Source organism: Mesorhizobium wenxiniae (genome assembly GCF_002284535.1).
Taxonomy (GTDB): domain Bacteria; phylum Pseudomonadota; class Alphaproteobacteria; order Rhizobiales; family Rhizobiaceae; genus Mesorhizobium; species Mesorhizobium wenxiniae.
Window position 1 is genome coordinate 1 of sequence record NZ_NPKH01000015.1, and the last position, 11,452, is coordinate 11,452.

Below are 11,452 nucleotides of genomic sequence, written 5' to 3' on the forward strand. Positions count from 1 at the left end.
CGACGTCTTGCCATGATCGACATGGCCAATCGTGCCGATGTTCACATGAGGCTTTGTACGCTCGAATTTACCTTTTGCCATAGTCTCTTTCCTTGGACGGCCTGGACCTTCAGTTCAGTCGAATGCGGGGCGCTTAGCGACAACGGCCGAAAAACACAAGTGCCTTGTGGCCGGGGGCTTTCTCACCCGGTCTGAACCCATGATCCGGTTTTCGGGGATGTGGCGCGGATATAGGAACGAACAAGAAGGAATGGAATGGCCGAAGATAGGTTCCGCAGGTATCCGCATTCAACGGGTGGATATCGCCGCTTCGGCCTGTTCGCCGTGCCGGATTTACAGCCGGATCTGGCCCATTGCCGGTGTGGCGCCGGTCTGATTTCCTGATCCGATGCAATTCATTCCGATCGCCATCCGCGGCCCGCTGTTCATGATCCTCTCGACCGGGTCCTATGTCGTCAACGACACCATGATGAAGCTGGCGACGGTGGGGCTGCCACCCTATGAGGTGTTGTTTCTGCGCGGGGCGGCGGCAACGCTGTGGGGCATCCCGTTGCTGCTTTCGTTAGGTTACGCCAAGCAGATCCCGCTGATCCTCGACAGGAGAGTGTTACAGAGAAACCTGCTCGAGCTGGCGGCAATCCTTTGCTACGTCGTGGCGCTCGCCAACATGCAGATCGCCGATTCGACCGCCTTGGGGCAGATCACTCCCCTGCTCATGCTGATTGGCTCCTCTATCCTGTTCCGGGAACGCATCGGGGGCTGCGCACGGCGCTCATCGGGCTTGGTTTCATCGGAGCGGTGATGGTGACGCAGCCGACCATGCAGGGTATCTCGGTCTACGCCTTGCTGGCGCTCGGCAACGCGGCTTTCGCCGCCGCGCGCGATCTCGCCGGACGACGGGTTGCCGCCGATGTGCCTGGAATGATCGTCGCAATTTCCGCAGTGGTGGTGGTGCTGGTCGGCTCAGGCGCTGCGCATCTGATGTCCGAGCGTTGGGTGATGCCCGAGACGCATCATTTGCTGCTGATGGCCGGGGCCGGCTTGTTCCTGATCTTCGGCCACTTCTTCATCTTCATGGCCTATCGCGTCGGGCCGACCGGCGTGGTGGCGCCGTTCTATTACTGCTTCACCGTCTGGGCGGTCATTTCGGGTCTGGTGGTGTTCCAGCAATTGCCGAACGCGCTGGCGATCGGCGGCATCCTGCTGGTGGTGGCCAGCGGGCTGACCATCGTGTCGCTCGACGAGCGCAGGCGCCGTCTGACCGTGGTGGCCTAGGCCTCGAAACTGCACCAGGAACGGTCGGCTGAGTGGAGAAACCCGTGACAAGTCAAGAGAATGAAAGCAGCCTGAACGTAAGCAAACAGAATGCCAGCAACCGCATGCTTGCCGGAAAATGCCTGTGCGGCGCAGTGCAATACGCGGTGGCCGACGAGTTCATCTACGCCGCCAACTGCCACTGCTCGAACTGCCGGCGCACCACCGGTTCAGCATTCAAGCCGTTTGCCGGCATCCAGCGTGAGAGACTGAACCTGACCAAAGGCGAGGACAACCTCCTGACCTTTGGCGACGAGGCCGGCCATGACAGGCACTGCAAGACCTGCGGCTCATTGCTCTATTCGGTCGTCCGCGACGGCGCCTTCGTGCACGTCGCCATGGGAACCCTCGTCGACGAGCCGACCATCCGTCCGACGCAGCACATCTTTGTCGGCTCCAAGGCGAAGTGGTCCACAATCACCGATGACCTGCCCCAATATGGAGAGCATGTCGCCGAAGGTGCTGAATAAGAACCTGGCGATGTGGCTGCCGTCAGGCAGGCTGCCGAAGCGACAGCTCTGCCTGGCTTCTAATTTCTAAAGAGCCCGGTTCCCGGTGAACTGGTGATAGGCCCACAGAACGACCACCGATCCCAGCACGGCGACGATCAGGCTGTAGATGTTGAGGCCGGTAACGCCTGACGCGCCGAAGGCGCTGAAGATCAGGCCGCCGACAACAGCGCCGACAATCCCGAGTACGATATCAAGAACAAGGCCCTGCCCGCTCTTGTTGACGATCTTGCTGCCTATAAAGCCGGCGATGGCGCCAAGGATGATCCAGCTTAATAGTGACATTTTCCTCTCCATTCCCCGCAACCGATTACTTCCACATTATTAAGCAAAGCTCAAGACAACTTGAATTTCATGATTACAGAAAGCTCAACCAGCTTGAAATTCGGCCGGATGCGTCATTGTGGAGATGGAACGGCAGGCCAACGACCCGGGCAATGCGCTGGACCCACAGATCATTCGCGAGATCGCGCAAAGGACAGGGCTGAACGAGCAGGACTTGCTCAAGCAACTATCCGCGGCTTTGCCGGGCCCGTCGTCGATCAGTTGCGCCGAACGGACAGGTGCCGCAACAGCATCAGATCGCTTCCGCGTTCAACAGCCAGCGAGTTGGAGCCCTGCGCGTCCACCGGGCGCGCAATGCTCTAGCACCTTGAGTTCTGGCACTTTGATCTTGCGTGTGGAAATCTGGAGCGGGTAGCGGGAATCGAACCCGCATATTCAGCTTGGAAGGCTGCTGCTCTACCACTGAGCTATACCCGCGCCTTTCGCCCGAAAACCGCTATGCACTTTTCGGTCCGATGCTTTGCGTTTCAGGGCTTCCGGGCCGGCAGTGGTGGAGAGGGTTGGATTTGAACCAACGTAGGCATAGCCAACGGATTTACAGTCCGTCCCCTTTAACCACTCGGGCACCTCTCCAGTCTGCCGCCGGAGCCATGCAACGAGGCATCGACGCGTCGCGACCGCGTGAGCAGCCCTTCGCGAAGCGCCTTATGGCGGCAGCGCCCAAAACTGTCAACCGCAACGTCCCGGCAAAACGCGTTGAATTTCCGGACGGCCCGCCGAGGAGGGTATCCGGCTGTATCCATAGACACACGACACAGCTATAGAACCGGCCATGAGCAACGACAACAAGCCCAAAACGCCAAAAGACACCCACTACGCCAAACTGCGCCGAGCGCATCGCGACGAGAAGAGCGGTGGCGCGCCGGCGTTCAGGCCGCGCCAGCCGGTGCCGCCAGGAGAGACAGCAGCGGACGGCCTGGTGCGGCTTTACGGCCTGCACACGGTGCGAGCAGCGCTCGACAACCCGCGCCGGCGGATCAAGAAGATGCTGGTAACGCGCAACGCCGCCGAGCGGCTGGCGATCGCCGACCTCGCCGCCCTGCCCTTCAAGACGGAACTGGTCGAGCCAAAATACATCGACAAAGTCACCGGCTCCGACGCCGTCCATCAAGGCGTGCTGATCGAGGCCGAGCCGCTAAAACCCAAGCGGCTCGATGCGCTCGGCGATACGACGCTGGTGCTGGTGCTCGACCAGGTCACCGACCCGCACAATGTCGGTGCGATCCTGCGCTCGGCGGTCGCGTTCGGCGCCGGCGCGCTGATCACCACGGCGCGCCACAGCCCGCATGAATCCGGCGTGCTGGCGAAATCGGCCTCCGGAGCACTGGAGCATATCGATCAGATCGAGGTGAAAAACCTCGCGGACGCGATCGGGCAATTGCACGAGGCCGGGTTCCAGACCGTCGGCCTCGATTCGGACGGACCGGCGGAACTCGAAAAGAGTTTTTCGGGAGAAAAGATCGCGCTGGTGCTGGGCGCCGAGGGCAAAGGCCTGCGCCAGAAGACCCGCGAAACGGTGACGACGCTCGCCCGCCTCGACATGCCCGGCGCCATCCGCTCGCTCAACGTGTCGAACGCCGCGGCGGTGAGCCTTTATGCAGCGAGGAAATTTCTAGGGCAGTAGGGGAATAGGGCAGTGAGGGAGTAGCGAAGTGCAGTTTGTCGGATGCCGTGAATTTTGACCTCCCCCTACTGCCCTACTCCCCTAGCCCATGTCCCGCCATCCGCTCCAGCGCTCTGACCAGCGCCGAGTGATCCTCCTTGGCGCCGCCATTGGCCGCGCAGGAGTTGAACAATTGCTGCGTCGTCGAGGTGTTGGGCAGCGAAACGCCGAGCGCTTTGGCCCCTTCCAGCGCCAGGTTAAGATCCTTCTGGTGCAGTTCGATGCGAAACCCCGGCGAAAAGCTGCGCTTGATCATGCGCTCGCCATGCACTTCGAGGATGCGCGAGGCGGCGAGCCCGCCCATCAGCGCCTGACGCACCTTGGCCGGGTCGGCCCCGGCTTTCGATGAAAAAACAAGCGCTTCGGCGACCGCTTCAATGGTCAACGCAACGACGATCTGGTTGGCGACCTTGGTGATCTGGCCGACGCCATTGGGGCCGACCAGCGTGATGTTCTTGCCCATCTTTTCGAACACCGGCCTGGCGCGCTCGAAGGCCTTTTCCTCGCCGCCGACCATAATGGTCAGCGACGCGGCCTTGGCGCCGACCTCGCCGCCCGACACCGGCGCATCGAGATAGTCGCACCCGAAGTCGTTAATCTTTTTGGCAAAAGCCTTGGTCTCGATCGGCGAAATCGAGCTCATGTCGATGACCAGCTTGCCTTCGGTCAGGCCGGCAGCGACGCCGTTGTCGCCGAACAGCACATCGGCCACCTCAGGCGTGTCGGGAACCATGGTGACGATGATATCGGCCGTTTTCGCAACGGCGTTGTGGCCGGAGACGGTCTTCAGACCCTTGTCGACGAGATCGGCCGGCGGTTTCGAGCGGTGATCGCTGGCGACGACGATGTAGCCCGCGTCGAGCAGATGCCCAGCCATCGGCGCCCCCATGATGCCGAGGCCAATGAAACCGATGGTGTCCATTGTTGTTCTCCGTTTCAATAATCCCCGGCCTGCCCTACGCCAATCCCCGGCCTGCCCTACGCCGCCGCACTGCCCTGCCCTGCAAATTTCCTGAACCAGCCCAGTCCGGCTTCCGTGCCGGCCTTCGGCTTGTATTCCGCCCCGACCCAGCCGGAATAGCCGATACTGTCGATGTGGTTGTACAGAAAATGAAAATTGATCTCGCCCGTCCCCGGCTCATGACGGCCGGGATTGTCCGCAAGCTGGATATGCGCAATGCGGTCGAGGTTTGCCTCAATGGTGCGGGCGAGATCCCCCTCCATGATCTGCATGTGGTAGATGTCGTATTGCAGGAACAGGTTCTTCGAGCCGACGCGGTCGATGAGCGCCAGAGCCTGATCCGAATAGTTCAGGAAGAAGCCGGCAATATCGAGCGTGTTGATCGGCTCGATCAACAGCCTGATGCCGGCCTGCTCCAGCTTCTCCGCCGCGAACGCCAGGTTTTCGGCGAAGACGTCTTCCAGCACACTCCGGTCGAGGCCCTGCGGCGCAATGCCGGCGAGGCAGTTAACCTGTTCGCAGCCCAGCGCATGCGCATAGGTGATCGCCTTGGCGACGCCTTGCCGGAACTCGGGAACGCGATCCGGCAACACGGCGATGCCGCGCTCGCCCTTGCCCCAATCGCCGGCTGGCAGGTTGAACAGCACCTGCGTCAGGCCGTTCTTCTTCAACCTCGCCGCAACCACCTCCGGCGCATGGTCGTAAGGCCCGATATATTCGACACCCCTAAAGCCGGCGTGGGCGGCGGCTTCGAAGCGGCCAAGAAACTCGTGCTCGCCAAAGAGGATCGAAAGATTGGCTGAAAAACGCGGCATTCTTTTTTCTCCGTAGAGTCTAATCAAGCATGACGATCGCCGTGGGGGCATCCTCGTGGCTCTCGGCAAGCTCCTCGAATTCGGTGATCTTGTCGATTTCGGTGCCCATCGAAATGTTGGTGACGCGTTCGAGGATAAATTCGAGCACGACGGGAACCTGGTGCTCCTTGATCAGGCGCTGCGCCTGCTTGAAGGCGCCGGCGAATTCCTCCGGCCTGCGCACCCGGACCGCCTTGCAGCCCATCGCCTCGGCGACGGCGACATGGTCGACGCCGTAGCCAGCCTCAGGGTCGTCCTTCCGGTTGACGTTCTCGAAGGCGAGGCTGACCTCGAAATCCATCGAAAAGCCGCGCTGCGCCTGACGGATCAGGCCGAGATAGGCATTGTTCACCACGACGTGGATATAGGGCAATCTGTGCTGCGCGCCGGCCGCCAGCTCCTCGATCATGAACTGGAAATCATAGTCGCCGGACAGCGCCACTATATTGCGGTGCGGATCGGCGGCGCGAACGCCGAGTGCTGCCGGCAGCGTCCAGCCGAGCGGGCCGGCCTGGCCGCAATTGATCCAGTTGCGCGGCTTGTAGACATGCAGGAACTGCGCGCCGGCGATCTGCGAAAGCCCGATCGTGGTGACATAGGTGGTGTCGCGGCCAAATGCTTTGTTCATCTCCTCATAGACACGCTGCGGTTTCAGCGGCACCTGGTCGAAATGCGTCTTGCGCTTCATCGTCTTCTTGCGGGCAAGGCATTCCCTGGCCCAGCCCGACCAGTCGCGCAATTTTCCCGCCGTCCTCCACTCGGTGGCGACGTCGAGCAGCATTTTGAGCGCCGCACCGGCATCCGACACTACACCGAGGTCCGGCGCGAAGACGCGGCCGATCTGAGTGGGCTCGATGTCGACGTGGATGAATTTTTTGCCCCTGGTGTAGACGTCGACCGAGCCGGTGTGGCGGTTGGCCCAGCGATTGCCGATGCCGAAGACGAAATCAGCCTCGAGCATCGTCGCATTGCCGTAGCGATGCGATGTCTGCAGCCCGCACATGCCGGCCATCAGCCGGTGGTCGTCGGGGATCGCGCCCCAGCCCATCAGCGTCGGGATCACAGGCACGCCAGCAACTTCGGCGAACTCGATCAGCAGGTCCGAAGCATCGGCGTTGATGATGCCGCCGCCGGCGACGATGACAGGCTTTTCCGCCGCGTTGAGCATCGCCAAGGCTTTCTCGGCCTGGCCGCGCGACATGGCCGGCTTGAACGGCACCAGCGGCTCATAGGCATCGATGTCGAACTCGATCTCGGCCAGTTGCACGTCGACCGGCAGATCGACGAGGACCGGACCGGGCCGCGACGAGCGCATCAAGTGGAACGCCTTCTGCAGCGCCATCGGCACCAGATAGGGTTCCATGACGGTGACCGCCCATTTGGCGACAGGCGCGGCGATGGCGGCGATGTCGACGGCCTGGAAATCCTCCTTGTTGAGACGCGCGCGCGGCGCCTGGCCGGTGATACAGAGGATCGGGATGGAATCGGCCGCGGCCGAATAGAGCCCGGTGATCATGTCTGTACCGGCCGGACCCGAAGTGGCGACGCACAGGCCGATATTGCCTGATTTAGCGCGGGTATAGCCTTCGGCCATGTGCGAGGCCGCCTCGACATGGCGCGCCAGGATGTGGCGGATGGTGCTCCTCGCCTTCAGCGCCGAATAAAACGGGTTGATCGCCGCGCCCGGCACCCCGAAGGCGCAGGAGATGCCTTCCTTTTCGAGAACGAGAACCGCTGCGTCGACCGCGCGCATCCTTGCCATGTCCGCCTCCACGGAATTGTTGATGGCCGAGAATGCCAGTGCGCCGACTATTTTTCAATTTTTTCAAAATATTTTTTCATTTCTAAGAAGTGACGGCTAGCCATTGATTTCGTTCAACGATCCGTTTTCCACAGGTTCGGCTTGGCAGATCAGTGGAAAACTTTTTCATTGCGTATTCGACGCGAGATCGGCAAGAATGCCCCATGGAAACCACCGAAAAACGCCAGCGCGGACGTCCGCGTGCCTTCCACGGTCCGTCCGACGCCGCTTCGGTGCAGTCGCTCGACCGGGCGCTGCGCATTCTGGGCATCGTCGCCGAAGGCAGCGGGCTGTCGCTGAGCGAGATCGCCGCGCAGAGCGACCTTGCGGCATCCACCGCCTACCGCATGCTGATGACGCTGGAAAACCACGGCATGGTCGAGTTCGACAGCACCGACCAGCTGTGGTCCATCGGCGTCGGGACTTATCGCATGGGTGCGGCGTTCCTGCGCCGCCGCAAGCTGGTCGATCGCGCCCGTATCGTCATGCAGGAACTGATGGAGAAGACCGGCGAGACCGCCAATCTCGGCGTCGCCGAGGACGATTGCGTGGTCTTCGTCAGCCAGGTCGAGACGCATCAGGCGATCCGCGCCTTCTTTCGGCCGGGCACGCGCAGTTCCTTCCATGCGTCGGGCATCGGCAAGGCGGTGCTGGCGCATCTCGAGCCGGAACGCGTCGGCGCCATCCTGCGCCGGGCCGGGTTGGAGCGCTTCACCGAAAACACCCTGTCCGACATCTCGGCGCTGGCCCGCGATCTGGTGGTCATCAAGCTGCGCGGCTGGTCGGTCGACGACGAGGAGCGGCACCCCGGCATGCGTTGCGTGGCCGCCGCCATCTTCAACGAGTTCGGCGAGCCGATCGGCGGCGTATCGGTTTCGGGACCGACGGTGCGGGTGACGCCGGAGCGGCTCGCCGAGATCGGCCCGCTGGTGCATGAAGCCGCCGCCGACATCACCAGGATGATCGGCGGCCTGCCGAATCCGTCAGCGCTAGGCGCTGGCAACGGACCGGGGTCACTCTTCAATACAGGCAGTGTGCGTTCGCCTTGACAGCCGCCCAGCAACGGCCAAGTTTGCGTCCACCCTTAGCAAGCCGACGCCCGAAAGACGCATGACCCTCCAGTCCGTCAAAGCCTTCTTCGCCGAACATGCCCCCGACGTCGAGGTGATCGAAACGCCGACAAGCTCGGCGACTGTCTCGCTGGCGGCCGAAACGCATGGCGTCGAGCCGGGGCAGATCGCCAAGACCATCTGCCTGCGCGTCGGCGATCGGGTGATGCTGGTCGTTGCCCGCGGCGACGCGCGCATTGACAACCGTAAATCGCGCGATGTATTCGGCGGCAAGCCGCGCATGCTCGATGCCGACCAGGTGGCCGATATCACCGGCCATCCCGTTGGCGGCGTCTGCCCCTTCGGCCTCGCCTCGCCGCTGCCGGTCTATTGCGACGTATCGCTGCGCGTCTACGACCAGGTCGTGCCGGCGGCCGGCGCAATCAATGCGGCGGTGAAAATAGGCGTCGAGCGCATGGCAGCGCTGACTGGCGCCGAATGGTGCGACATCTGTCAGGATGGCCAGGGCTAAGCTTGGCAGCGCTCTTGGCCGACATCTCGAAGACATCGAGCAGGATTGCCAGCCCGACACCACAGGCGGTCAGGATGAGGCCGACCATAAGATACAATTGGCGCGTTCGTAGACTTGCCGCAACGAACTCATGTCGAGCAGCAGGACAGCGCCCGGGCGATGCCGACCAGGATTGGCACCTAGGCAAGTGGTGGATTTGCCGCGCTATCGGGTTGGCGGCCCAACGCGTGATTAACGCCAGCGAGAAAGCCAGGAGGATGTCGACGGTGGTGACCGTGGCCGCTACGGAAAACCTTCCGATCAGTTCCCTTGTCAGGGTCGTGCTGTCCACGTCTTCCTCCCCTCCAGATTCCCAAACCTGATTCAAAGCTGTCTCTAACAGGGCCGCTGGCGCGAGGCGATTCACCGATGCGGAATGGCGGATCATCGAGCCGTTCTTACCGAAAGAACGTGGTCGCAAATCACGTCCCTCTCCCGAAATCGACGATTTCTAAGCGTAATAAGCAATCGTCATTGACTACCAAGGCGGATGTGCTTCATCTGCGGATCATCCATTTGATCAGTGAGAGATATTGTGCCCAGAGCGATCTTATCCGCGTTCGTTTTGTTCTGGCTGTTACCTGAACTGCCTGCGGCTTCGGAACTCGAAAAGCCGTCGAACATACCTCCCACACAGCATGTCTTTGAGCGGTTATTGCCAAGTTCCGCGCTCCACGTTGGAATGCACGTGGAAGAGCTGGAGGACGCTATCAGATCCCGCTATTCCGATTGGGAGCGTTCTGAAAGAAAAAGACCGCTCAACAATCGCAAGGGAATAACGCTCTCACCGGAGGCTCAGTCTGCATACTTGCAAACTATCTCCATATCCCACGAAGACGAAGCTCAGAAACTGACCTTCAAATATAACTTCGTCTTGACCTCACCGCTCACTGGCAGTCGTATCTATTCGATAGTCTACAGGGTCGAGGCAGATACGTCCGCCCTAATATCAGTTGGTGATTGGGCAATGCATTGCATTCCAGATGGGGCAACGAACATGGTGGGATACGATCAGATGCCCGCGCACGCGCAACATATTTCTTTGATGCGGAATGGCGCTTGATTGAAGATGCTGGAAACAAATGCGCCCCGATATACCCGGCATTTTATCGCCTAGACGAAAAAACCATCGATGAAGTAACTGCGGTGTCAAACGTTCTGGACGCAACAGGATGCGCCTTCAGTCGAGACAGTGCGTTAGCGATCAACAAAGGCGCAGCCGTTCAATCGATCTTCTACACGGTCGACTTCAGGCTTCAGGTAAATGACGTTTTGAAGCGAGTAGCATTTGGACTTCAGTAAGGTCGAACGGACTTTGTCAACAGCCCTAAGCTGTTGGGAATTTTCCAAATTCCTCGGTGGAACCGGTTGCCGGCGTTGAGTTCAAACTTGCAACCTAGACAGACAAAGGCCAGTGGGGTGCCCCTTTCTAGTCTTCTGACCCATTCCCCTCCTCTCAAAGCCGGCAGCGGTGACGGTAGCCGTCGTAGCCGACATGGGTGTCCGCGTAAGGATCGCAACTCTGATAGCCGTTGAGGCAGCGCCGGACGTGCCATGAGCCGCCGTTCTCGTCGATGTAGACGGTGCGCGGCTGGGCGAGCGCGCTGCCGAGCAGGAAGCCGCCGACGCCGGCGGCGATGCCGATGCCAAGGTGCTTGTTGTGATGGTGCTTGTGATGGGCGGCCGAAGGCTGAACGATGCCGGCCAGCATGGCGGCGGCGACAGTGAGGGCGAAGAGGCCGGAAACGATGGTGCGCTTGAACATGATGATCTCTTTGCTGCGTTGTGAGAGAGGCGATCCATCCGCCTCTTGACGATCAGTCGTTGCAGCAAGGAAAAAGGTTCGATGATTTTTTGGATTTTTCGAAAGCGCAAAAGCGGCCGGTCTGAACATTGCAGTCAGGCGCGCAATTGCGACCGGCAAAGAGCGCCGGTCGATAGTCCGCCGGCGAGGGCCTCAGCCCATGCCGGTGATATGGCGCAGCCAGAAGGCGAGCGCGATGAAGCCGATGATAGTGGTGACGCCGGTCCAGTCGACATTGGCGCTCTTCAGCTCCTTGATGAGCTTCACCAGGAGAATCCAGGCCACGACGACGACCAGGGCAATGACGACAAGTCTGATCATGCGAACCCTCGCCTATGCGATTGTACCCTCGATCAATATAGGAGGCGAATTGGCCGTTTTCAGGATGCCCGCGCCGGAAGCTCCGGCGCGCACTCACGGGCAAAACAGAGTTTTGTCTTTACTGGCGCAACAAATATGCTAACCGGAGCGCCGTGCCCTTGTAGCTCAGCTGGTAGAGCAGCGGTTTTGTAAACCGAAGGTCGGCGGTTCGATTCCGTCCGGGGGCACCAGCAAAATCAATGACTTAAGCCGGTATTGGC

At 60.8% G+C, this 11,452-nt stretch carries 13 protein-coding genes, 3 tRNA genes and 1 pseudogene; 8 read left to right on the forward strand and 9 right to left on the reverse strand.

All coding sequences use genetic code 11. From position 1 onward, the window contains the following. Positions 1-81: pseudogene (locus tag CIT31_RS07810) on the reverse strand (GTP-binding protein); the annotation flags it as partial. 307 nt (positions 82-388) lie between these two features. Between CIT31_RS07810 and CIT31_RS34980 the strand changes: the two are divergent. The 3 genes from CIT31_RS34980 (at position 389) to CIT31_RS07820 (ending at position 1,784) form a co-directional block, all read left to right on the forward strand. After that, entirely contained in the window at positions 389-802 is a 414-nt protein-coding gene (locus CIT31_RS34980) for an EamA family transporter (protein WP_245316140.1), read from the forward strand. Continuing rightward, the gene (locus CIT31_RS34985) at positions 802-1,275 is read left to right on the forward strand and encodes a hypothetical protein (RefSeq protein ID WP_245316141.1); all 474 of its coding nucleotides are present in this window, start codon (positions 802-804) and stop codon (positions 1,273-1,275) included. The genes CIT31_RS34980 and CIT31_RS34985 overlap by 1 nt, the downstream gene beginning before the upstream one ends. Positions 1,276-1,379: 104 nt before the next feature. After that, complete coding sequence (locus CIT31_RS07820) at positions 1,380-1,784, forward strand: GFA family protein (RefSeq protein ID WP_095518132.1); 405 nt, start codon at positions 1,380-1,382, stop codon at positions 1,782-1,784. Between the two features lie 66 nt (positions 1,785-1,850). On the opposite strand, the gene CIT31_RS07825 is transcribed toward CIT31_RS07820, so the two are convergent. The 3 genes from CIT31_RS07825 to CIT31_RS07840 form a co-directional block, all read right to left on the reverse strand. Next, complete coding sequence (locus CIT31_RS07825; protein ID WP_095518141.1) at positions 1,851-2,108, reverse strand: GlsB/YeaQ/YmgE family stress response membrane protein; 258 nt, start codon at positions 2,106-2,108, stop codon at positions 1,851-1,853. A gap of 403 nt (positions 2,109-2,511) precedes the next feature. Then, positions 2,512-2,585, reverse strand: a tRNA-Gly gene (locus CIT31_RS07835). A gap of 71 nt (positions 2,586-2,656) precedes the next feature. Next, positions 2,657-2,741, reverse strand: a tRNA-Tyr gene (locus CIT31_RS07840). A gap of 199 nt (positions 2,742-2,940) precedes the next feature. Between CIT31_RS07840 and rlmB the strand changes: the two genes are divergently transcribed. Continuing rightward, positions 2,941-3,792, forward strand: a complete 852-nt coding sequence (gene rlmB / locus CIT31_RS07845) for a 23S rRNA (guanosine(2251)-2'-O)-methyltransferase RlmB (protein ID WP_095518133.1) — start codon at positions 2,941-2,943, stop codon at positions 3,790-3,792. 73 nt (positions 3,793-3,865) lie between these two features. Here the strand turns inward: rlmB and CIT31_RS07850 are convergent, their stop codons facing one another. Genes CIT31_RS07850 through gcl form a run of 3 tightly spaced genes read right to left on the reverse strand, consistent with a single transcriptional unit; the run spans position 3,866 to position 7,408 of the window. Continuing rightward, positions 3,866-4,903, reverse strand: coding sequence for a 2-hydroxy-3-oxopropionate reductase (locus CIT31_RS07850; RefSeq protein ID WP_342586911.1), 1,038 nt, complete (start codon positions 4,901-4,903; stop codon positions 3,866-3,868). After that, positions 4,810-5,607: a hydroxypyruvate isomerase gene (gene hyi, locus CIT31_RS07855; RefSeq protein ID WP_095518135.1), complete on the reverse strand. Its 798-nt coding sequence runs from the start codon at positions 5,605-5,607 to the stop codon at positions 4,810-4,812. The genes CIT31_RS07850 and hyi overlap by 94 nt, the downstream gene beginning before the upstream one ends. Positions 5,608-5,626: 19 nt before the next feature. After that, complete coding sequence (gene gcl / locus CIT31_RS07860) at positions 5,627-7,408, reverse strand: glyoxylate carboligase (RefSeq protein WP_095518136.1); 1,782 nt, start codon at positions 7,406-7,408, stop codon at positions 5,627-5,629. A gap of 203 nt (positions 7,409-7,611) precedes the next feature. Here gcl and bhcR point away from each other — a divergent pair, with 203 nt between their 5' ends. From bhcR to CIT31_RS33775, 3 genes are all read left to right on the forward strand, one after another. Beyond that, positions 7,612-8,496, forward strand: a complete 885-nt coding sequence (gene bhcR, locus CIT31_RS07865; RefSeq protein WP_095518137.1) for an HTH-type transcriptional regulator BhcR — start codon at positions 7,612-7,614, stop codon at positions 8,494-8,496. 61 nt (positions 8,497-8,557) lie between these two features. Further along, positions 8,558-9,028, forward strand: a complete 471-nt coding sequence (locus CIT31_RS07870; RefSeq protein ID WP_095518138.1) for a YbaK/EbsC family protein — start codon at positions 8,558-8,560, stop codon at positions 9,026-9,028. A gap of 999 nt (positions 9,029-10,027) precedes the next feature. Further along, positions 10,028-10,369, forward strand: a complete 342-nt coding sequence (locus CIT31_RS33775) for a hypothetical protein (protein WP_133116119.1) — start codon at positions 10,028-10,030, stop codon at positions 10,367-10,369. A 154-nt stretch (positions 10,370-10,523) separates the two neighbouring features. Here CIT31_RS33775 and CIT31_RS07885 read toward each other — a convergent pair whose 3' ends face one another. Beyond that, positions 10,524-10,832 carry a BA14K family protein gene (locus CIT31_RS07885; protein WP_095518142.1) on the reverse strand — a complete coding sequence of 103 codons (309 nt, stop codon included), beginning with the start codon at positions 10,830-10,832 and terminating at the stop codon, positions 10,524-10,526. 192 nt (positions 10,833-11,024) lie between these two features. Beyond that, the gene (locus CIT31_RS34125) at positions 11,025-11,192 is read right to left on the reverse strand and encodes a hypothetical protein (RefSeq protein ID WP_095518140.1); all 168 of its coding nucleotides are present in this window, start codon (positions 11,190-11,192) and stop codon (positions 11,025-11,027) included. A 154-nt stretch (positions 11,193-11,346) separates the two neighbouring features. On the opposite strand from CIT31_RS34125, the gene CIT31_RS07895 reads away from it, so the two are divergent. Next, positions 11,347-11,422 (forward strand) — tRNA-Thr (locus tag CIT31_RS07895). Positions 11,423-11,452 lie beyond the last annotated feature (30 nt).

What these genes read in the sequence shown, in the direction of transcription:
- CIT31_RS34980 (WP_245316140.1), top strand. Translation starts at nt 389, where the DNA reads ATGCAATTCATTCCGATCGCCATCCGCGGCCCGCTGTTCATGATCCTC.
- CIT31_RS34985 (WP_245316141.1), top strand. Translation starts at nt 802, where the DNA reads ATGGTGACGCAGCCGACCATGCAGGGTATCTCGGTCTACGCCTTGCTG.
- CIT31_RS07820 (WP_095518132.1), top strand. Translation starts at nt 1,380, where the DNA reads ATGCTTGCCGGAAAATGCCTGTGCGGCGCAGTGCAATACGCGGTGGCC.
- CIT31_RS07825 (WP_095518141.1), bottom strand. Translation starts at nt 2,108, where the DNA reads ATGTCACTATTAAGCTGGATCATCCTTGGCGCCATCGCCGGCTTTATA.
- rlmB (WP_095518133.1), top strand. Translation starts at nt 2,941, where the DNA reads ATGAGCAACGACAACAAGCCCAAAACGCCAAAAGACACCCACTACGCC.
- hyi (WP_095518135.1), bottom strand. Translation starts at nt 5,607, where the DNA reads ATGCCGCGTTTTTCAGCCAATCTTTCGATCCTCTTTGGCGAGCACGAG.
- gcl (WP_095518136.1), bottom strand. Translation starts at nt 7,408, where the DNA reads ATGGCAAGGATGCGCGCGGTCGACGCAGCGGTTCTCGTTCTCGAAAAG.
- bhcR (WP_095518137.1), top strand. Translation starts at nt 7,612, where the DNA reads ATGGAAACCACCGAAAAACGCCAGCGCGGACGTCCGCGTGCCTTCCAC.
- CIT31_RS07870 (WP_095518138.1), top strand. Translation starts at nt 8,558, where the DNA reads ATGACCCTCCAGTCCGTCAAAGCCTTCTTCGCCGAACATGCCCCCGAC.
- CIT31_RS07885 (WP_095518142.1), bottom strand. Translation starts at nt 10,832, where the DNA reads ATGTTCAAGCGCACCATCGTTTCCGGCCTCTTCGCCCTCACTGTCGCC.
- CIT31_RS34125 (WP_095518140.1), bottom strand. Translation starts at nt 11,192, where the DNA reads ATGATCAGACTTGTCGTCATTGCCCTGGTCGTCGTCGTGGCCTGGATT.